We start from the raw sequence: 20,781 nt of genomic DNA, 5'->3' as shown, positions 1-20,781 counted from the left end.
CTCTATGTGAAATGGAGAAGAACCTTTTTGCTTACTACTTAATCAAGAAGATGTTCGTAAGGTGTTGTATCGATTTTCATTTGAGATAATTTTTTTCGTAAAAATTTATGATCTCGTTTAGGGGAGGCGATGATATATCCTCTAATAATTAAATCAAATGAAATAGATGACGCTTTTTCCTCTAATGCCAACTCTCCAATTTTGCCTGCTATTTTTTGCTTTGCAACAGGCCTAAATAAATCAGGAACAGGACTTACAAGCTCTGTTAATAAAGCTTTAGAGTCGTCACCCCATAAATGGATTGTCTCACCAACATAATGTTCTTCCCAATCCATAGCAGATTTACCATCTTCTTTAGGCATCCTTTTTAAGAACTTACGGAACATAAAGAATCCGCCAATTGCCATCAAGCCTATGAATAAAACAACCCAAATTAATATAAACCACAGAAACCAGCCAGTTAACAAACCTCTCACCTCTTCTATACTCTTATACCATTATAAAAGGAAGTTGTAAAAAATTCACCTGTTGTCTCCTTTTCTTTAAAAAAATTCTATTTAATTAGTGAAAGGGGGTGAACAACATAGCAACTATTAATTTTAGTAATGCAACACTACGCTTATCATTCGTAGTGGGTACAAATGACAAAGGAGAACCAGTAGAAAAGAAGAAAACGTACAACAATATTAAAAAAGGTGTACAAGCAGAAGCGCTAGAATCAGTATCAAATGTAATTGCAGGTTTAACAAGTAATACTATGAGTAAAATTGAGTTGAATGAATTACAAGAAATACTGAGTAACTAATTTAAGAAAGGGAGGGATTAATAATGACAAAAGTATTACAGTTGCAATTTAAAAATGCAGGTGACAAAAATTATACACTTAACGTCGATGCACCAAAGGATTCACTGACCGAGCAGGAAATTAGTGATGCTATGGTAGCTATAATCGACAGTGGAGTATTTTTAGTGCACGGCGAACCTTTAACAACCATTAAAGGCGCACAAATAGTAGATCGCCAAGTGAGGGAGTATCTAGTACAAGCATAAACATAGTAGATTGTCTCGTTCGCCATCAAGGCTGATGGGGCAATCTTTTCTTTTTGCAAAGGGGGGAATGAGATGGAGCAATGGCTGACGTTTATACAGGAAATAGGCTTTCCTATTGTTGTATCATTTTACTTGCTGCACCGTGTGGAGTCTAAACTGGAATTGATTCATGATGTGCTAGTCTCTTTAAAAGCATAATCCTTCACAAATTTGTCTTAAACGAATAGTACAGCCTTCTTGTGTTATTGTATACAATTCGTTAAGATTGTTTGTATGAAGGAGTGAATCAACCATGAAAAAAAGATATTTGACTTTGCCATTATTATTTATTGTTGCATTAGTATTATCTGCATGTGGCAACGGGAAATTTAAAGCGGACGTAAATTACGAAATTAAACCTTTTGAATATACTAATCAGCATAATGAAAAAGTATCGTTAGATTCTTTAAAAGGTAAACCTTGGTTAGGCATGTTCATCTTTACGAAATGTACTACTGTATGCCCGCCAATGACTATGAATATGATAGATATTCAAAAATCTTTCCAAGACAAAGGGATAGAAGACTACAATATAGTTGGATTTAGTGTTGATCCTGAATCGGATTCACCAAAAGTATTAAAAGACCATTTAAAGAACTATCCAGTACCTGATGATTCAAAATGGAATTTATTAACAGGGTATTCGCAAAAAGAAATTGAAAGCTTTGCATCTGAATCATTTAAAGCATTTGTCAAAAAAACTGATAACACAGATCAAGTTACGCATCAATCAACTTTCTTCCTTGTTGACCAAAATGGTGTTATTGTAAAAACTTATAGTGGTTATCAAGATGTACCTTTTGATACAATTGCTGTCGATATGGAAACATTAATCGAAGATGGTAAATAAAAAAACGAGCGATTCGTATAGAGTCGCTCGTTTTTTTAGATTATGCTTGTTTTTCTTTTAATAAATCACGAATGTCTTTTAATAATTCTTCAGTAGTAGGTGCTGGCGGTGCTTCAACAACAACTTCTTCTTTTTTCTTCTTGAGGCTCAATTTAGAAATGATTCGGATAAACATGAAAATTGAGAAAGCGATGATGAAGAAATCAAGTGCACTTTGTATAAAGTTACCGTACTTTATGTCTTTGTAATGTAGGTCAGTGAATGTCACAGTGCCAAGTAATAAAGAGACGATCGGAGTAATAATATCATTTACTAACGAAGTTACTATTTTACCGAATGCTCCCCCGATTACAACCCCTACGGCTAAATCTATTACGTTGCCTTTTAAGGCGAACTTTTTAAAATCTTCCCACATGTATATGTACCTCCTAAATAATTGGGTAAACAAATTGGGAGCTAAAATGGTTGTTATGTCCATTTCTACTAATACCCATTTTTTTATAGTATCAAAACTCTTTGTTAGAAACTAGCTAAAAATTACTCATATAGGTAATTCTTAATTTTCGTGTTATAATATTTTGTTTAGAATGACTGTATAACATTTTTAGAATTGAGGTTTTTTATGAATAAAGTATTTATCGCCGTATTACTTGCAACGGCACTCGCGGCAATTGAAGGTACGATTGTGGCAACAGCAATTCCAAGCATTACTACTGATTTGTCAGGTGTGGAGTTAATTAGCTGGATTTATTCATCTTATTTACTAACATCGGCTATTGCGACGATTATTTTCGGAAAATTAGCTGACTTATTTGGTCGAAAAAAGATGATCATCATCGGGATATCTATTTTCTTATTAGGCTCATTCTTATGTGGACTAGCACAGTCGATGGAGCAGTTAATCGTATTCCGTGCAATTCAAGGGATTGGTGCAGGTTCGATTTTACCGATTACATTAACGATTGTCGGAGAACTATTTGATACTGAGAAAAAACGTGCAAAAGGACAAGGTTGGATTAGTATGGTCTGGGGTGTATCGGGTGTAATAGGACCACTTGTTGGTGGCTTTATTGTTGACCAATTAACTTGGCATTATATTTTCTTGTTGAACATACCGTTTGGTTTAGGATCTATTTTCATGATTGCAAAATATTATGAGGAAGAAGTACAAACAGCGAAACGTAAAATCGATTATGCTGGAGCGCTATTTTTCTCAATTGGTATGGTTGCATTACTTTATACGATTATTGAAGGAAGTAATACCCAAACTTGGTTCGGTACAAAATCGATTGTTTTATATGCAGTAGCAGCTATTGCACTAATCATATTTGTTCGAGTAGAGCTAAAGGCAGAAGAACCAATTGTACCACTTTCTTTATTCAGAAATCGTCGCTTAAATATAGTAAATGGTTTAACTCTATTTGTAATGGCGATTGTCATCAGTATTTCGGCATACTTGCCTATTTTTGCACAGTCGGTCTTTGGAAAGAATGCTACGCAAGCTGGTTTAATGTTGACACCATTATCTGTTATGTGGACAGTAGGGGCAATTTTAGGGAGTAATTTAATTGGGCGCCTAACTTCTAAGACGATTATTCAAATCGGTACAGGGTTGTTAGTAATCGCTACATTTATCTTAACCACTTTATCTGCTGACTCAAATGAGATACTTGTCTATGTTGGAACTGGGTTATTAGGTGTTGGTATGGGTTTAATAGCACCAATGTTAATCATTGCTGTACAAACTTCGGCTGAAAGAGACCAACTTGGTACATCTATTGGCTTGAATTCCTTTATTAATACATTTAGTCAATCAGTTGGGGCAGCAATTTTTGGTATGTTGTTTAATATAGCAACAAGCGAAAAACTTGCTAGCTTTGGTAAAGGTGACATCAATTTAAATGGTCATTTCGATACAAATATATTTTCTAGTGAAGAAATTGGCCAACTGGTCGATATAATAGCTAATGGTATTCGTGTCGTATATTCAGGTTCTTTTGCATTTGCGATTGTCGCATTTGTTTTAGCGTTCTTTATTGCTAAAAAGAAACCAATCCAATAGTCGATAATATTCCGTAATAATGTAATGATAGGTGTTTAGAAAATGGTAAATAAAAAGAAGCAACAATTACATATGAAATTGAAGCTCTGGCTGATCATTTTACTAATCCCGGTATCGATTGCGCTTTATACAACGACAATCATCATGTGGCAGCAGTTAAGAGAGTTACCGATTATTAAAAAACTTGGTGCTGAAGATATGAAAGATATTCCAGCATTTGATATTGAAATTCCGAATAAATATATTCCGATTTATCAGAAGGCAGCAAAGAAATACAATATTCCATGGACGTTACTTGCAGCACATCATCGCATTGAAACACGGTTTTCAACTATGAAAACGCTAGAATCACCTGTAGGAGCGGTAGGGCATATGCAATTTATGCCATGTACTTTTGTTGGCTGGAATCATCCTTCCTGTAAAGACCTTGGTAAAGGCAATATTAATAAGAAGGAATTGACTGATCCTAAAACTATTAAAAGTTACGGTGGTTATGGAGTAGATGCAAATGGGGACGGACTAGCAGATCCATATAATATTGAAGATGCGATTTACAGTGCTGCCAATTATTTAGCAGCTAGCGGCGCAGCAAATGGTAAGATTAAAAAAGCTGTCTATCATTATAATCATGATGAAGAATATGTAGAGAATGTACTCTACTATTACAAACTTTATGATAAACATAAAAAAGAGCTTGTTTTTAATAGTAAAATAGCTTTAGAGGCTTCAAAAAAATAGAGCTAGTATTATTAGCTTTCTATAAACATAAACTAATTTGAGCACACCTTTATTTCCAAAGTGGTGTGCTCTTTTGGTATAAATGGTATGAGTAAGTTAGTTGAGATTAATTTTACTTAACACAGGTAATTTGGAAAGTTGAGATTGATTATTATATTAAAAGGTTTTTTTAGGTGAATGTTGAATGTATAAAGATTGTAGATAGGATTGCTTGGTAAGTTACATTATAAATAATGAGAAATAGCAAGGAGTTGGATTTTACCACACTATTAAATAGGGAAGGTGAATTATGAAATTTGTTCTGATATTTGGACCACAAGCAGTTGGCAAAATGACAGTAGGGTATGAATTAGAAAAAGTGACGGATTTAAAACTTTTTCATAATCATATGACCATTGAATTGGTTAATCCTTTTTTTGAATACGGAACTAAAGAAGGAAATAGATTAGTAAAATTATTTCGACAGGAAATATTTGAAGAAGTATCTAAAAGTAATCTATATGGTCTAATTTTCACCTACGTGTGGGCTTTTGACCTTAAAGCTGACTGGGATTACGTACAAGAAATTTGTCAGCTTTTCATATCTAAAGGTGGTATGGTTTACTTCGTAGAATTAGAAGCAGATTTAGAAGAAAGAATTGACCGAAACAAAAGCCCTTACAGACTACAAAATAAGCCGACAAAAAGAAATATAGAGGAATCTGAAAGTGATTTAAGAAGAACAATGGAAAATTATAGGTTGAATTCAGTAGCTGGTGAAATCAATAAGGAACACTACATAAAAATTAATAATACAAATATGAGTGCTGAAAAAGTTGCTGCAATAATTAAAGATAGGTTTAATCTGTAAAAATTTCCTTGGAAAAACATTTGTAATTAGAGAAGAAAATAAACGCAAAAAGGATAGATAAGGCAAAAATTGTTTGCCTCGTCTATCCTTTTCATGTGCTCATTTCTTGTTCATACTTCTTAAAATTAAACTTGCAACGAAGACTAAAATCACGCCACCGATAACTGAAGGGAAAACGTAGAAGCCTTGAACTTCCCATCCCCATGAACCGAGCAATTTCCCACCAAGCCAAGAACCTAAAATCCCAGCCACCATATTACCTATGATTCCTCCGGGTATATCTTTACCTAATATTAAGCCAGCTACCCAGCCGATTAATCCACCTACGATTAAATATAAAATAACACTCATTTATGATCACCCCTTTAGATGTATATTATTCGTATTACCCTATTGGAGTGATTTTAAACTTTTTTTATGCTTTAAAAGCAATTACCTCTGCACCAAGTGTGTTTTTGAAGTGGTTTAACGCCCATTTGTGACCTTTTTCGTCAAAGCTTGCAACCCCATTTTCGTAGATATAAGTTTTGAATCCTTTGTTGTATGCATCTACTGCTGTATGTAGTACACAAATGTCCGTGCAAACACCAACTAAGTGAATTTCTCGAATGCCTCTTTCAGCTAAAAGTTGATCTAAGTTTGTACCAGCAAATGAGCTGTATCGTGTTTTATCCATCCATAGAATGTTACTTTGAACTAGATGATTTTTGAAAATTTTTTGTAATGAACCAAAGAGTTCTCTTCCTTCAGTATCTCGAATATTATGAGGAGGGAACAATTTAGACTCTGGATGATATTCATCATTTTCTTCATGTAGATCACAAGAAAAAACGATGAACTCTCCATCTTTTATAAATTGTTCTGTTAGTGAAGAAATAGTTTGTTCGATTGCTTGGCCTGCTTTTCCACAAGTTAAAGCACCATCATCTGCTACAAAATCATTCGTATAATCGATTACAAGTAAAGCTTTCTTCATACTATAATGACCTCCAAATATGTCTTTACATATATCATTACATAGAGAGGTGAAATTGTCATATAAAACTTATTAGTTTGAATTTTTTGCAAAATAAGTTGTTTATGATTATAATATGGAAAAAGAAGGGGGAAGTACTTATGAATCAAACCTTAAAGAAGAAATTTAATAAACAAGGATTAGTATTTGCACTTATACACACAATTTTCTTCTTAAATCTTGTTGTGGATTTATGGGAGATTCGTTAGTCGCTGTTAAGTTGAAAATGATTATGATTATTCAAATGTCCTTTTAGCAGGAAAAGTAAAACATCATTATTAGATGGGTTTCTCGCTAAAGGGCATTTTTTGTTTTTTAATATATAGATAGGGTGTGAGGCAATGTCAACGTTTGATCGTGCCTTTGAACATTTGGAGTGTCCATTTGCGTGGATTGATTTAGATGCACTTGATGCAAATATCGATTTTATCAATCAACATAAAAACGGAAAAAGCATTCGAATTGCTACAAAATCGATTCGCTCAAAAGATCTCCTCACTTATATTGCTTCAAAGTTACCAACTTTTTCTGGATGGATGACGTTTACTGCTGAAGAGACGTTGTATTTGATAAATGAGGGGTTTGATCATTTTCTTATTGGCTATCCCATATTAGAACCGATGAGTACTAGAAAACTTGTTACACATGTGAAAGGTGGAAAGGACATTACCTTTATGGTAGATGATGTGAGACAAATTCAATTTTTGCAAGACATTGCAAATGAATACGACACATCTTTACATATTTGTATCGATATCAATCTCTCAATGAAAACCCCCTTTATTTACTTTGGGACAAGGCGTTCATCGTTACATTCTTTTTCACTACTTACACAATTTCTATCGCAATTATCATATTTTCCAAATATTATAGTGAAAGGCTTGATGGGCTATGAAGCGCAAATTGCTGGAGTAATCGATAAACCTCTACAAAAATGGCAAGCACCGATGATCCGATTTTTGAAAAATAAATCGAAGAAAAAGTTGACAGTTTTCCGTAAACAAGCTGTTGAGGAGTTATCGAAACGCTTTTCAACAATTGAATTTGTTAATGGTGGGGGTTCAGGGAGCTTACAATATACAATAGCTCAAGAAGAAGTGAGCGAGGTAACAGTTGGATCGGCATTTTTTGCGCCAGCACTTTTTGATCATTATCATACGTTGAATTTAAAGCCAGCAGCAGGTTTTGCGTTACGTGTCACGAGAAATCCTGCACCGAATATCGTTGTTTGTCATGGAGGAGGATATATCGCTTCTGGTGCAATAAGTAAGGACAAACAACCTGTACCTTATGATGCTCAAAATTATAATTTTTTCGATTTGGAAGGTGTAGGTGAGGTGCAAACTCCTCTTCATATACAAAGTGGTCATCAAATAAATATAGGGGATAAGATCTATTTTCGTCATGCTAAGGCAGGAGAGTTATGTGAGCGCTTTCTTAGTCTGGAAGCGAAACGAAAAGATCGATATATTGATAGTTTTGCAACTTATAGGGGGGACGGGAAATGTTTTCTGTAAAAGATTGGATTGATCAAAAAGAATGGGTAAATTGGTCAGGCAACGTGGTCAGTAAACCAACTAGATCCTTATTACCACTTTCTACTGAACATTTATCTCAGATAATAAAAAAAGTGAGTGAAAATGGGCAAACGCTTCGAGTAACCGGTGCTGGACATTCTTTCAGCCCTGTAGCAATGCCTGATGATATAGCTGTATCTCTACACAATATGCGAGGATTAATCAATGTCGATCAGGCATCAGGAGAAGTAACTTTATGGGCAGGGACCTATTTATATGAAATTGGGCCACTGTTAAAAGATTACGGACTAGCACTCCAGAATATGGGGGATATTCAAGAGCAAACAATTGCGGGAGCTGTTTCTACTGGAACACATGGTACAGGCATCACACTTGGTTCCATTTCAAATCAAGTAATTGCATGGGGGTTTGTAGACGGGGTAGGAGAATATCATGAACATAAAAGGGCAGCTGATGAATTGTCGAATTCCTTACATCTATCACTAGGATTGTTAGGGGTTCTTGTCCAAGTGACACTTCAAACTGTGCCATTATATAGTTTGAAATGTGTTTCGACACAATCCATTTTACCTGTGGCATTACAGGATTGGCCACAAATGATAAGAGAAAATCGCCATTTAGAATGGTTTTACTTCCCTGGTAGTGAGAAAGTACAAGTGAAAATGATGAACATGATACCAATAATTGAACAATCGAAGTCATCAAAAGTCATTGAAAGCGTTAAAAATCAATTTGTAGAAAATGGTTTGTTTTATCTGATGTCAGAACTGTGCCGTAAACAGCCTAAAAGAACCGCTCTCGTCAGTAAAATTTCTGCTTCTAGTGTTCCAAACGGTGTTAAAACTGGACTAAGCTACGAAATTTTCCCAACACCCCGTCATGTTAAGTTTTTAGAAAGTGAATATGCGATACCATTAGAACACTTTGAAGCATGTATGGAAGAGATACATTATACGTTACTTTCACATCCATTCCGTGTACATTTTCCGATTGAATGCAGAACGGCGGCAGGTGAAATGGGCTATCTAAGTCCAACAGGAGGAGTAGAATCAGCATTTTTAGCATTTCATATGTATAAGGGGATGGATGAGAAGCCTTATTTTAGATGGGTAAAACAATTAATGACGAAGTATAACGGTCGTCCTCATTTCGGAAAAGTGAACGCATTATCTGCAGAAAGAATGCTAGAATTGTATCCGAATTTGCCGAAATTTTTAATTCAACGTGACAAGTATGATCCAAATAACGTTTTCATGACAGCTTATTTTAAGACATTGTTTACACAAGTAGAGTGCCAAAGTTTAATAATGTAACGCCTTTCTAGCTCCATTCCATTTATAACATAACAATGGTATGGGGCTATTTTGATACCTAAATTAATGCAATTTAAAAATTTTTCTAAAAATTTAAAAAGTGTTCATAATTCAGCTAAAACCAAACTAAAAGGGAATGAAAACGCATACACAAATATTTAAATTTTTTAAATTGATAAACAATTCAAAAAATAAGGTTGACGTGAGTTCAAATACGTACTATGATAGCAACAATTTAAAAAAACGTTTGAGACAACATTCAAAAACGTGACTATGTTATTTAAAGAAAGAGTGATAGATATGGGAAACCAGTTAATTTATCTTGATGGGGATTTTGTTAAGAAGGAAGATGCGAAAGTATCAGTTTATGACCATGGCTTTTTATATGGTGATGGAGTGTTTGAAGGTATTCGTTCATATAACGGCAATATCTTTCGTTTAGAAGAACACTTAGTAAGACTCTATGAATCAGCAAAATCCATTTTACTAGAAATTCCATACACAATCGAAGAAATGACTGAAGTAGTGAAAGAAACAATTAAAGTGAATTCTCTACAAAGTGCTTATATCCGTTTAATCGTTTCACGTGGCGTTGGTAACTTAGGAATAGATCCTAGAAGTTGTAAGAAAGCAAGCGTAATTGTAATCGCTGAACCACTAGCTTTATTCCCAGCAGAGCTTTACGAAACTGGTATTGAAATTGTTTCAGCTTCAAGCCGTCGTAACCGTTCTGATGTATTAAGTCCAAAAACGAAAACATTAAACTATTTAAATAATATTTTAGTTAAAATAGAAGCTAACTTAGCAGGTGTTTCTGAAGCGTTAATGATGAATGGTGAAGGTTATGTAGCTGAAGGTTCAAGCGATAATATCTTTATCATTAAAGACAATAAATTAATCACGCCTCCAGGTTATATCGGTGCTTTAGAAGGGATTACGCGTAATGCAATCTTAGAAGTTGCTGCTAATAAAGGATACGAAGCAATTGAAGGTGTGTTTACTAGACATGATGTATATGTAGCTGATGAAGTATTCTTAACAGGTACAGCTGTTGAAGTAATCGCTGTAGTGAAAGTAGACGGCCGAATTATTGGTGACGGTACACCTGGTAAAGTGACAAATGACATTTTAGAGGGTTTCCGTGCAATCGTTGAACAAGATGGCGTGAAAGCTTACGACGTAAAAACTACAGTAGTGTAATGAGGGGCGTTTAAAATGAGAAGTGACATGATAAAAAAGGGAGTCGATCGTGCTCCGCATAGAAGTTTACTATATGCAACAGGTGTTAAAACAAAAGATTTAGATAAACCATTTATAGGAGTTTGTAATTCTTATATTGATATTATTCCAGGTCATGTTCATCTTCAAAAGTTTGCTGAAGTTGTAAAGGAAGCGATTCGAGAAGCGGGCGGGATTCCATTCGAATTCAATACAATCGGTGTTGATGATGGGATTGCTATGGGCCATATCGGAATGCGCTATTCATTACCAAGCCGAGAGCTAATCGCAGATTCTGCAGAAACAGTAATTAATGCACACTGGTTTGATGGTGTCTTCTACATTCCAAACTGTGACAAAATCACACCAGGAATGTTGATGGCAGCAGTTCGTACGAACGTTCCTTCAGTATTTGTATCAGGTGGTCCTATGGAAGCTGGTGTTTCTTCTACTGGAGAGCAACTTTCATTAACTTCTGTATTTGAAGGCGTTGGTGCTTATAAAAGCGGACAAATGACTGCAGAGCAATTAAAGGACATCGAAGATAACGCGTGCCCGACTTGTGGCTCATGCTCAGGGATGTTTACGGCTAACTCTATGAACTCTCTTATGGAAATGCTAGGAATGGCTTTACCAGGAAATGGTACGATCTTAGCAACTTCTGATGCACGTCATCAATTGATTAAAGACGCTGCAAAACATTTAGTCCAAATGATCAAGGATGATGTAAAACCGCGCGATATCATTACGAAAGAAACAATCGATGATGCTTTTGCCCTTGATATGGCCATGGGAGGTTCAACTAATACTGTTTTACATACATTAGCAATCGCTCATGAAGCAGAAATTGATTACAACATAGAAGACATTAATAAGGTAGCTGAACGCGTACCGTATTTATCGAAAATTATGCCAGCTTCGAATTATTCAATGCATGATGTTCATCTTGCAGGTGGTGTTAGTGCAATTGTCAATGAGCTTTGTAAAATTGATGGGGCCATTCATAAAGATCGAATCACTATCACGGGTAAAACAATTGCTGAAGATGTAGCAGGGTATGAAATTACGAATACGGATGTCATACGTACAAAAGATAATCCATATAGTCCTGTAGGTGGTTTATCAGTACTATTCGGTAATATTGCTCCTGAAGGCGCTGTTATTAAAGTAGGTGCTGTTGATCCTTCTATTAAGGAGTTCACAGGTGAAGCTATTGTCTTTGATTCTCAAGAGGAAGCTCAAGATAACATCGATAATGGTACAGTTCAATCAGGTCATGTCGTAGTCATTCGTTATGAAGGACCTAAAGGCGGACCAGGAATGCCTGAAATGCTTGCACCAACTTCCGCTATTATGGGGCGTGGTCTAGGTAAAGAGGTAGCACTTATTACAGATGGTCGTTTCTCAGGTGCTTCACGAGGTATCTCAATAGGGCATATCTCTCCAGAAGCTGCTGATGGTGGACCGATTGCATTAGTAGAAAATGGTGATACAATCTCTATCGATTTAACAAACCGTACGATAGAATTACAAGTTTCTGCTGAAGTCTTAGCTGAAAGAAAGCAAAACTTAAAACCTTTCGAACCAAAGATTAAAAAAGGTTACTTAGCACGATATTCTAAGCTAGTAACGAGCGCTTCTACTGGCGGCGTAATGAAAATATAGTTTGACAATCAAATATAGAAATCGTTGATGAGGTTAAAGGTTATAGATTTAAGTATTCACAGAGAGCCGGTAGTGCTGGGAGCCGGTAATACAACTATATCCGACATCCCCTCGGAGTGGGTTGCTAAACACGTAAGTAATTAGGTAACCCCGGGCGCAACCAATTGCGCTCGTTAGATAAAGAATAGATTTGTCTATTCAAAAGGTAGTCTTTTGACTATGAACAAGGGTGGTACCATGAAAAGCTTATTTTCATCCCTACGTAAAGGTTTTCTTTGCGTGCGGAGAAATGGGCTTTTTTTATATAAAAATTTGGGGAGGAGTTATATGATGAATGCACAAGTTCCACTAAAGAGTAGAGAATCAGCACCGGAAGAGGCCAAACAAGAAATTAAAAAGAAACAAAATGGTGCTGCATTATTCATCGAATCGTTAAAGAAACAAAATGTTGAAATTATTTTCGGATATCCAGGTGGTGCTGTCTTACCATTATATGACGCACTATACAAAGATCCGATTAAACATATACTCGCCAGACATGAGCAAGGAGCAATTCACGCTGCAGAAGGTTATGCTCGCGTATCCGGCAAACCAGGAGTAGTTATTGCTACATCTGGACCGGGAGCTACAAACCTTGTCACAGGTATTACAGATGCGATGATGGATTCTCTTCCACTTGTAGTCTTTACAGGTCAGGTTGCAACAACTGTTGTTGGAACAGATGCTTTCCAAGAAGCTGATATTGTTGGCATCACACAACCGATTACAAAGCATAACTATCAAGTGAAGAACATTAATGATATTCCAAGAATCGTAAAGGAAGCATTCCACATTGCTTCAACTGGTCGTAAAGGACCAGTACTAGTTGATATTCCAAAAGATATCGCAAATACCATTTTCGAATCGGAAGTGGATGATAATGCACCAATTAATTTACCAGGTTATCAGCCGACGTTGCATCCGAACTTTTTGCAAATCCAAAAAGCTGTGAAAGCAATCGGTGAAGCAAAACAACCTTTGATCTTAGCAGGTGCTGGAATTCTAGCTGCAGATGCATCGGTTGAATTAACTGAATTTGCTGAAAAACATAATATTCCGGTAACTAATACTTTGCTTGGACTTGGCAGTATTAACGGTGAACACGAGCTTTTCCTAGGGATGGCAGGTATGCACGGTACGTTTACGTCTAATATGGCGATTAGTAACTGTGACTTACTTATCAATATAGGAGCCCGCTTCGATGACCGTCTTACAGGAGATCTAAGCAAATTCGCTCAAAAAGCGAAAATAATTCATATCGATATTGACCCAGCCGAAATTGGCAAAAACGTTCCAACTGATATTCCAATTGTTGCAGATGCAAAAGAAGCATTAAAAGCACTATTGAAACAAGAGATTGAAACACCTGATACGTTGATTTGGCACGAGTATTTGACTGAATGCTTAGCGGAATACCCATTATGGTATGACGCAAAAGAGCCAGATACAGTTTATCCGCAACAAGCTGTGGAGCTAATTAACCGTATTACAAATGGTGAAGCAATCGTCACAACCGATGTAGGGCAACACCAAATGTGGACAGCACAATACTACAAATTTAAAACCGATCACAACTGGGTAACGTCTGGCGGACTTGGAACAATGGGCTTTGGTTTCCCAGCTGCAATTGGAGCGCAATTTGCTAAACCTGATCAAAGAGTTATCTCTATTGTAGGTGATGCAGGCTTCCAAATGACATCTCAAGAACTTGCTTTATTGAAAGAATTTAACTTACCAGTGAAAATTGTTATTTTAAATAACAGCTGTTTAGGGATGGTTCGTCAATGGCAAGAAACGTTCTATGAAGAGCGTTATTCATCTTCTCTAATGCCAGTTCAGCCAGATTTCGTGAAACTAGCTGAAGCTTACGGTGTGAAGGGTTACCGCATTAATACAATTCATGAGGCTGAAGATATACTAACTGAAGCACTGTTATCAGATGAACCAGTACTTATTGATTGTCGTGTAAAACAACTTGAAGTTGTTAATCCAATGGTAGCACCTGGTAAAGGATTAGATGAAATGATTGGGGTGAAAAAAGAATGAAAAGAGTTATTACAGTAACTGTGATCAATCAAAGTGGTGTCTTAAATCGCGTCACAGGTCTACTCATGAAAAGACAGTTTAACATCGAAAGTATTACGGTTGGTCATACAGAACAACCGGGTATCTCTAAAATGACTTTCATCGTACATGTAGAAGATGAAAATAAAATTGAACAATTGGTCAAACAGCTTTCAAAACAAATTGATGTGATCAAAGTAAATGATATCACTGACAAATCAATTGTTATACGTGAGCTTGCACTAATTAAAATTGTTGCTCCACCGAATTTGCGCATGGAGATTAACTCAATTGTCGAACCTTTCCGTGGTTCCATCATCGATATGGGTAAAAATGTTGTGACTTATCAAATCGTCGGTAACCCAGAAAAAATTGACGCATTCATTGAATTGATCCAACCATATGGTATTAAAGAGCTAACACGTACTGGAGTTACAGCATTTGTACGTGATGCACCAGTAAAACCAACAGCGCAACTTTCGATTTTACAATAAAAGCTTTTCAAAAAAACTACTAAACCAATCAGGGGGAATTTAAAATGGCAAAAATGTACTATAACAATGATATCAACGAGGCAACTTTACAAGGTAAAAAAATCGCAGTAATCGGATATGGTTCACAAGGTCATGCACACGCTCAAAACCTAAAAGAATCAGGTTTCGACGTTACAGTTGGTATCCGTCCAGGCAAATCTTTTGATAAAGCTGAGCAAGATGGACTAACAGTTAAAACAGTTAAAGAAGCAGCTGCAGAAGCAGACGTTATCATGATCTTACTTCCAGACGAACGCCAAAAAGCAGTTTATGAAGAAGAAATCGCACCAGGATTACAATCAGGAAATGCACTAGTATTTGCACATGGTTTCAATGTTCACTTTGGCCAAATCGTACCACCAGCTGATGTTGACGTATTCTTAGTAGCTCCTAAAGGTCCAGGACACTTAGTACGCCGCACATACGAAGCTGGCGCAGGTGTACCAGCACTATTCGGTATTTTCCAAGATGCAACTGGTAACGCAAAAGATTTAGCACTAGCTTATGCAAAAGGTATCGGTGCAGCACGTGCTGGTGTAATTGAAACTACTTTCAAAGAAGAAACAGAAACAGATCTATTCGGGGAGCAAGCAGTTCTTTGCGGTGGTACAACAGCTCTAGTAAAAGCTGGTTTCGAAACTTTAGTAGAAGCTGGTTATCAACCAGAAATCGCTTACTTCGAATGTATGCATGAACTAAAACTTATTGTTGACTTGATGTATGAAGGCGGTCTAGCTAACATGCGCTACTCAATCTCAGATACAGCTGAATGGGGAGATTTCGTATCTGGTCCACGTGTAATAGATGCTTCTGTAAAAGAGCGCATGAAAGACGTTTTAACAGATATTCAAGAAGGTAAATTCGCAAAAGAATGGATCAACGAAAACGAAACAAACCGTCCTAAATATAATACTATTAAAAAAGCAGAATCTGAGCACCAAATCGAAGTAGTTGGAGATAAACTTCGTGAAATGATGCCTTTCGTAAATAACGGTAAAAAGATTGAGAAAGAAGTGGTTCATAGTGCGCAAAATTGAAATTTTTGATACTACACTTCGTGATGGAGAGCAATCAGCGGGTATTAACCTAAACACCGCTGAGAAGCTTGAAATTGCTAAACAGCTAGAACGCTTTGGGGCATCTATTATTGAAGCAGGTTTTCCTGCTTCATCCCCTGGCGATTTCGATGCAGTACAACGCATTGCAGGTACAGTTAAAAACTCAATCGTTACAGGTCTTGCAAGAGCAATTAAAAGGGATATTGATATTACTTGGGACGCCCTAAAAAAAGCGGAACAACCGCATATTCATGTATTCCTTGCTACAAGTCCGATTCATATGCAATACAAACTTAACAAAACACCAGATCAAGTTGTTGAAGCAGCCGTAGAAGCTGTCAAATATGCAAAAAAAACATTTCCACTTGTTCAATGGTCTGCAGAAGATGCTTTCCGCTCTGACCGTGAATTCCTTGTACGTATTATTAATGAAGTAATTAAAGCTGGTGCAACTACTATTAACATTCCAGATACAGTAGGTTATGCAAGCCCTGCAGAATATGGTGCACTATTTAAATATTTAAGAGAAAATGTCACAGGTAGTGACAAAGTAAACTTCTCCGCTCACTGTCATGATGATTTAGGCATGGCCGTTGCAAACTCAATCGCAGCAATTGAAAATGGCGCCAATCAAGTTGAAGGTACTATTAATGGAATCGGTGAACGTGCAGGTAATGCAGCATTAGAAGAAATAGCTGTAGCAATGCACATCCGTAAAGACATTTACGGAATCGAAACTGGCATTAACTTGCAAGAAATTAAGCGTACTAGTCAACTAGTGAGTAAACTTACAGGTGTCGTTATTCAACCAAATAAAGCAATCGTAGGTAAGAATGCCTTCGCTCATGAATCAGGTATCCATCAAGACGGAATGTTAAAGAATCCTGAAACATATGAGATTATTACACCTGCTTTAATTGGAGAAAGTGCGGTTCCTCTCGTATTAGGTAAACACTCCGGAAGACACGCCTTCAAAGACCGTGCTGAAACGATGGGCTTTGACTTAAGTGACGATAAAATTAATCGGGCATTCGCGGAATTTAAAAAGTTAGCTGATCGTAAGAAGGAAATTACTGAAGAAGATTTATTAACTTTACTAACAGATCAACAAATTCAATATGAAGAAATACCAGTATATGAGCTGAAAAGCGTTCAAGTTCAATACGGTACTGAGAACATTCCTACAGCTACCGTGCAAGTAATTCAACCAGACGGTGAAGAAGTAACTGTAGCTTCAACTGGTTCGGGTTCTGTTGAAGCAATCTTCAATACTTTGGAATTACTGATTCATTCGAAGGTTGAGATTTTAGACTACCGTGTAACTTCTGTAGGTAAGGGGCGTGATGCATTAGGTGAAGCGGTTATTAACTTAACGTACAATGACCAAAAAGTTACTGGTCGTGATGCAGCGCAAGATGTCTTGGAAGCATCGGCAAAAGCGTATTTAAACGCTATCAATAGACAGATAATTCAATCAAGTATAAGAGCTAAAGAATTAATTCATTAAACATATAGAGGAGGAGTTTTTATGGAAAAGAAAATTACAGTACTACCGGGTGATGGCATTGGCCCCGAAGTTGTCGCTTCGGCAGTGTCAGTACTACAATCAGTCGGTAAAAGGTATCATCATTCATTCCACATCGCCTATGGTGCAATAGGTGGCTCAGCAATCGATCGATATAACGATCCGTTACCTCTAGAAACAATTGCCCTTTGCGAACAAAGTGATGCGATATTACTTGGGGCAGTTGGGGGTCCTAAATGGGATCAAAATCCAGCAGAATTGCGACCAGAAAAAGGATTACTACGCATTCGTAAGCATTTTGATTTATTCTCAAACTTACGTCCAGTGCAAGCAATTCCGTCACTTTTGAAAGCTTCTCCTCTAAAAGAAGACATTGTGAAAGATGTTGATTTACTAATTGTTCGTGAATTAACTGGTGGTTTATATTTTGGCGAACCACGTCAACGTACTGAAAAAGCAGCTTTAGATACATTAGTCTACACACGACATGAGATTGAACGGATCGTTGATAGTGCTTTCCAATTAGCCCGTGTACGTAGAGGGAAATTAACGTCTGTTGATAAAGCAAACGTTCTTGAATCTTCAAGACTATGGCGCCAAATTGTAGACGAAAAGAAAGCTGGTTATCCAGATGTTGAAGTTGAACATAGTTTAGTCGATTCTACAGCAATGAAATTAATAACGAACCCGGCAGCGTATGACGTTGTTGTAACGGAAAATATGTTCGGTGATATTCTAAGTGATGAAGCTTCAGTAATTACGGGTTCACTTGGTGTGTTACCTTCTGCAAGTATACGTTCTGATAATTTCGGATTATATGAGCCTGTCCATGGTTCAGCTCCTGAAATTGCAGGGCTAGGCATTGCGAACCCAGCTGCAACGATTTTATCTGTCGCGATGATGTTGAAGTATTCATTTGGCTTAAATGAAGAAGCAGCTGAAATTGAACGTGCTGTAGCTGCAGTATTCGAAGATGGTTATTTCACAGGAGATCTTGCAACTCCAGGAAGTCGCGTATTAACAACAGCTGAGTGGACTGAAAAAGTCATCAATGAACTAGACACTAGCTTCGTTTCAGATAGCATTATGACATCATATATCTAAGAAAAGGTGATATTATATGGCAAAAAATATAATCGAAAAAGTATGGGATCAACATGTCGTTTATCAAGAGGACGGGAAACCAGATTTGCTTTATATCGACTTGCATTTAATTCATGAAGTAACATCTCCACAAGCGTTTGAAGGACTTCGTTTAAACAATCGTAAAGTATGTCGTCCTGACCTATGCTTTGCAACAATGGATCATAATGTGCCGACGAAGAATTTACCTACGATTAATGACCCAATTGCTAAAAAACAAATTAACACATTAGCTGAAAACTGTGCAGAATTTGGTGTTCAATTAGCAGATATGGGACATCCAGATCAAGGGATAGTTCACGTAATCGGACCGCAGCTCGGTTTAACACAACCGGGTAAAACAATCGTTTGTGGTGATTCACATACATCAACTCACGGTGCATTTGGTGCAATTGCGTTTGGTATCGGTACAAGTGAAGTGGAACATGTATTATCAACTCAAACGTTATGGCAAAGCAAACCAAAAACGATGGAAATCCGTGTCAACGGTGAACTTGGCTTTGGTGTAACAGCAAAAGATATTATTCTAGCAATCATTGCGAAGTTTGGTATTGATGTAGGTACTGGTCATATCGTTGAATTTACGGGAGATGCTATTCATCAATTATCGATGGAAGAACGTATGACGATATGTAATATGTCAATTGAAGCAGGGGCAAAAGCGGGCTTAATTAGCCCTGATCAAATCACTGTTGATTATATTAAAGGTCGTGAGTATGCTCCACAAGGCAATGCATTCGAGGAAGCAACTGAGTATTGGCTATCATTAGCGTCAGATTCTGATGCTACATATGATCGTGTTCTTGAAATTGATACAAATGAAATCGAACCATTTGTCACATGGGGTACAAATCCCTCAATGGGTTCTGGTATTTCAAATCACGTACCTTATGCAGCTGATTTCAAAGAAGAATCAGATAAACAAGCACTAAAAAAAGCACTTCAATATATGGATTTACAAGAAGGTACACCTTTAACTGATATTGCTATTCAACATGTGTTTATCGGTTCATGTACGAATTCACGACTACATGACTTACGTTCTGCAGCAGCAGTTATTGAAGGTAAAAAAGTAAATGAAAATGTAAAAGCAATTGTTGTACCAGGTTCCGTCACCGTTAAAAAGCAAGCAGAAGAGGAAGGGTTAGATAAAATCTTCTTGGATGCGGGCTTTGAATGGCGTGAATCAGGATGCAGTATGTGTCTTGCGATGAACGAGGATGTGGTTCCATCTGGAGAAAGATGTGCGTCAACGTCTAATCGTAACTTCGAAGGACGCCAAGGTGCTGGTTCTCGTACGCATCTTGTGAGTCCACAAATGGCAGCAGCTGCCGCAATCGCTGGACATTTCGTAGATGTTCGCGAAATTTTAAATGTACCTGTGTAATGGAGGCGTAGAGGATGGAACCAATTAATGTAGTGAATAGCGTACTAACACCACTTAATCGAAAAAATGTTGATACCGATCAAATTATTTCTAAAGAATTTTTAAAACGAATCGAACGTACAGGTTTTGGTCAATTTGTTTTTTACCACTGGCGCTTCGATCAAAATGATCAACCAATTGAAGATTTCGTATTAAATCAATCACAATATCAAGGCTCTAAAATTTTAGTAGCGCACGAAAATTTTGGCTGTGGATCATCACGTGAGCATGCACCATGGGCGATTTTAGATTATGGATTCAATGTAGTTATCGCACCAAGTTTTGCGGATATTTTCCACAATAATTGTTTCAAAAATGGTATTTTACCAATTAAGTTGTCTGTTTCTGAAGTAGAAGAATTACTTGCAGCAGGTGAAGCATCACCGCTTGAAACAGAAGTGAATTTAGAATCTCAAACTGTAACAGCAAATGGTAAAGTATACAAGTTTGAAATTGACCCTTACTATAAACAAATGCTATTAAATGGTTGGGATGAGATTTCTTTAACATTCCAATATGATGAGCAAATTACGAAATATGAAGCAACTCGCAAAGCGTATTAAATAAGTATATAAACTACCTAGTGTCTAATTTGGCATTAGGTAGTTTTTCATAATTTAAGAGGATATTTAATTGTTTGTTTTTTAGTTGATTT

The 20,781-nt window shown here is 36.8% G+C and carries 22 protein-coding genes; 18 read left to right on the top strand and 4 right to left on the bottom strand.

Annotation, left to right across the window (positions count from 1 at the left end; translation table 11 throughout):
* Positions 1 to 38: 38 nt before the first annotated feature.
* Positions 39 to 467 carry a DUF2621 domain-containing protein gene (locus ACQKM9_RS05250; RefSeq protein WP_427733321.1) on the bottom strand — a complete coding sequence of 143 codons (429 nt, stop codon included), beginning with the start codon at positions 465 to 467 and terminating at the stop codon, positions 39 to 41.
* A gap of 107 nt (positions 468 to 574) precedes the next feature.
* Between ACQKM9_RS05250 and ACQKM9_RS05245 the strand changes: the two genes are divergently transcribed.
* The 4 genes from ACQKM9_RS05245 to ACQKM9_RS05230 all read left to right on the top strand — a co-directional run bounded on the left by ACQKM9_RS05245 (position 575) and on the right by ACQKM9_RS05230 (position 1,939).
* Positions 575 to 805 carry a DUF1659 domain-containing protein gene (locus ACQKM9_RS05245; RefSeq protein ID WP_427733319.1) on the top strand — a complete coding sequence of 77 codons (231 nt, stop codon included), beginning with the start codon at positions 575 to 577 and terminating at the stop codon, positions 803 to 805.
* 23 nt (positions 806 to 828) lie between these two features.
* Positions 829 to 1,050, top strand: coding sequence for a DUF2922 domain-containing protein (locus tag ACQKM9_RS05240; protein ID WP_427733317.1), 222 nt, complete (start codon positions 829 to 831; stop codon positions 1,048 to 1,050).
* 72 nt (positions 1,051 to 1,122) lie between these two features.
* Entirely contained in the window at positions 1,123 to 1,248 is a 126-nt protein-coding gene (locus ACQKM9_RS05235) for a YvrJ family protein (RefSeq protein ID WP_427733315.1), read from the top strand.
* A 94-nt stretch (positions 1,249 to 1,342) separates the two neighbouring features.
* Complete coding sequence (locus tag ACQKM9_RS05230; protein ID WP_427733313.1) at positions 1,343 to 1,939, top strand: SCO family protein; 597 nt, start codon at positions 1,343 to 1,345, stop codon at positions 1,937 to 1,939.
* Between the two features lie 40 nt (positions 1,940 to 1,979).
* Here the strand turns inward: ACQKM9_RS05230 and mscL are convergent, their stop codons facing one another.
* A complete protein-coding gene (mscL, locus tag ACQKM9_RS05225) occupies positions 1,980 to 2,354 on the bottom strand; it encodes a large conductance mechanosensitive channel protein MscL (protein ID WP_427733312.1) in 375 nt (124 codons plus the stop codon).
* Between the two features lie 207 nt (positions 2,355 to 2,561).
* Between mscL and ACQKM9_RS05220 the strand changes: the two genes are divergently transcribed.
* The 3 genes from ACQKM9_RS05220 (at position 2,562) to ACQKM9_RS05210 (ending at position 5,589) form a co-directional block, all read left to right on the top strand.
* Positions 2,562 to 4,001, top strand: coding sequence for an MDR family MFS transporter (locus tag ACQKM9_RS05220; RefSeq protein WP_427733310.1), 1,440 nt, complete (start codon positions 2,562 to 2,564; stop codon positions 3,999 to 4,001).
* A 42-nt stretch (positions 4,002 to 4,043) separates the two neighbouring features.
* Positions 4,044 to 4,739, top strand: a complete 696-nt coding sequence (locus ACQKM9_RS05215; RefSeq protein WP_427733308.1) for a lytic transglycosylase domain-containing protein — start codon at positions 4,044 to 4,046, stop codon at positions 4,737 to 4,739.
* 289 nt (positions 4,740 to 5,028) lie between these two features.
* Positions 5,029 to 5,589, top strand: coding sequence for an AAA family ATPase (locus tag ACQKM9_RS05210; protein ID WP_427733306.1), 561 nt, complete (start codon positions 5,029 to 5,031; stop codon positions 5,587 to 5,589).
* A gap of 99 nt (positions 5,590 to 5,688) precedes the next feature.
* Here the strand turns inward: ACQKM9_RS05210 and ACQKM9_RS05205 are convergent, their stop codons facing one another.
* Together ACQKM9_RS05205 and ACQKM9_RS05200 are read right to left on the bottom strand one after the other, a co-directional pair.
* Positions 5,689 to 5,940 carry a GlsB/YeaQ/YmgE family stress response membrane protein gene (locus ACQKM9_RS05205; RefSeq protein WP_427733304.1) on the bottom strand — a complete coding sequence of 84 codons (252 nt, stop codon included), beginning with the start codon at positions 5,938 to 5,940 and terminating at the stop codon, positions 5,689 to 5,691.
* Positions 5,941 to 6,004: 64 nt separating this feature from the next.
* Positions 6,005 to 6,565: a cysteine hydrolase family protein gene (locus ACQKM9_RS05200; protein ID WP_427733302.1), complete on the bottom strand. Its 561-nt coding sequence runs from the start codon at positions 6,563 to 6,565 to the stop codon at positions 6,005 to 6,007.
* Positions 6,566 to 6,945: 380 nt separating this feature from the next.
* Between ACQKM9_RS05200 and ACQKM9_RS05195 the strand changes: the two genes are divergently transcribed.
* From ACQKM9_RS05195 to leuD, 11 genes are all read left to right on the top strand, one after another.
* Complete coding sequence (locus ACQKM9_RS05195) at positions 6,946 to 8,121, top strand: alanine racemase (RefSeq protein WP_427733300.1); 1,176 nt, start codon at positions 6,946 to 6,948, stop codon at positions 8,119 to 8,121.
* Positions 8,109 to 9,455, top strand: coding sequence for a D-arabinono-1,4-lactone oxidase (locus tag ACQKM9_RS05190; RefSeq protein ID WP_427733298.1), 1,347 nt, complete (start codon positions 8,109 to 8,111; stop codon positions 9,453 to 9,455). Before ACQKM9_RS05195 ends, ACQKM9_RS05190 begins: the two co-directional genes overlap by 13 nt.
* Before the next feature lie 300 nt (positions 9,456 to 9,755).
* Entirely contained in the window at positions 9,756 to 10,655 is a 900-nt protein-coding gene (gene ilvE / locus ACQKM9_RS05185) for a branched-chain-amino-acid transaminase (protein WP_427733296.1), read from the top strand.
* Between the two features lie 15 nt (positions 10,656 to 10,670).
* Positions 10,671 to 12,338: a dihydroxy-acid dehydratase gene (ilvD, locus tag ACQKM9_RS05180; protein WP_427733294.1), complete on the top strand. Its 1,668-nt coding sequence runs from the start codon at positions 10,671 to 10,673 to the stop codon at positions 12,336 to 12,338.
* 330 nt (positions 12,339 to 12,668) lie between these two features.
* Entirely contained in the window at positions 12,669 to 14,423 is a 1,755-nt protein-coding gene (gene ilvB / locus ACQKM9_RS05175; RefSeq protein ID WP_427733393.1) for an acetolactate synthase large subunit, read from the top strand.
* On the top strand, positions 14,420 to 14,935 hold the full coding sequence (ilvN, locus tag ACQKM9_RS05170) for an acetolactate synthase small subunit (protein ID WP_427733292.1): 516 nt from the start codon (positions 14,420 to 14,422) through the stop codon (positions 14,933 to 14,935). The genes ilvB and ilvN overlap by 4 nt, the downstream gene beginning before the upstream one ends.
* Before the next feature lie 44 nt (positions 14,936 to 14,979).
* Positions 14,980 to 16,011 (top strand): ketol-acid reductoisomerase, encoded by a 1,032-nt coding sequence (gene ilvC / locus ACQKM9_RS05165; RefSeq protein WP_427733290.1) that lies wholly within the window; start codon positions 14,980 to 14,982, stop codon positions 16,009 to 16,011.
* Positions 15,998 to 17,539 carry a 2-isopropylmalate synthase gene (locus tag ACQKM9_RS05160; protein WP_427733288.1) on the top strand — a complete coding sequence of 514 codons (1,542 nt, stop codon included), beginning with the start codon at positions 15,998 to 16,000 and terminating at the stop codon, positions 17,537 to 17,539. The genes ilvC and ACQKM9_RS05160 overlap by 14 nt, the downstream gene beginning before the upstream one ends.
* 21 nt (positions 17,540 to 17,560) lie before the next feature.
* A complete protein-coding gene (gene leuB / locus ACQKM9_RS05155; RefSeq protein ID WP_427733286.1) occupies positions 17,561 to 18,661 on the top strand; it encodes a 3-isopropylmalate dehydrogenase in 1,101 nt (366 codons plus the stop codon).
* A gap of 16 nt (positions 18,662 to 18,677) precedes the next feature.
* Positions 18,678 to 20,087: a 3-isopropylmalate dehydratase large subunit gene (leuC, locus tag ACQKM9_RS05150; protein WP_427733284.1), complete on the top strand. Its 1,410-nt coding sequence runs from the start codon at positions 18,678 to 18,680 to the stop codon at positions 20,085 to 20,087.
* 14 nt (positions 20,088 to 20,101) lie between these two features.
* The gene (leuD, locus tag ACQKM9_RS05145; RefSeq protein WP_427733282.1) at positions 20,102 to 20,689 is read left to right on the top strand and encodes a 3-isopropylmalate dehydratase small subunit; all 588 of its coding nucleotides are present in this window, start codon (positions 20,102 to 20,104) and stop codon (positions 20,687 to 20,689) included.
* Positions 20,690 to 20,781: the final 92 nt, after the last annotated feature.

This window comes from Viridibacillus sp. NPDC093762 (assembly GCF_050279675.1).
Taxonomy (GTDB): Bacteria; Bacillota; Bacilli; order Bacillales_A; family Planococcaceae; genus Viridibacillus.
The sequence above is the reverse complement of the archived record's forward strand: the minus strand, read 5'-3'. Positions and strand labels throughout refer to the sequence as shown.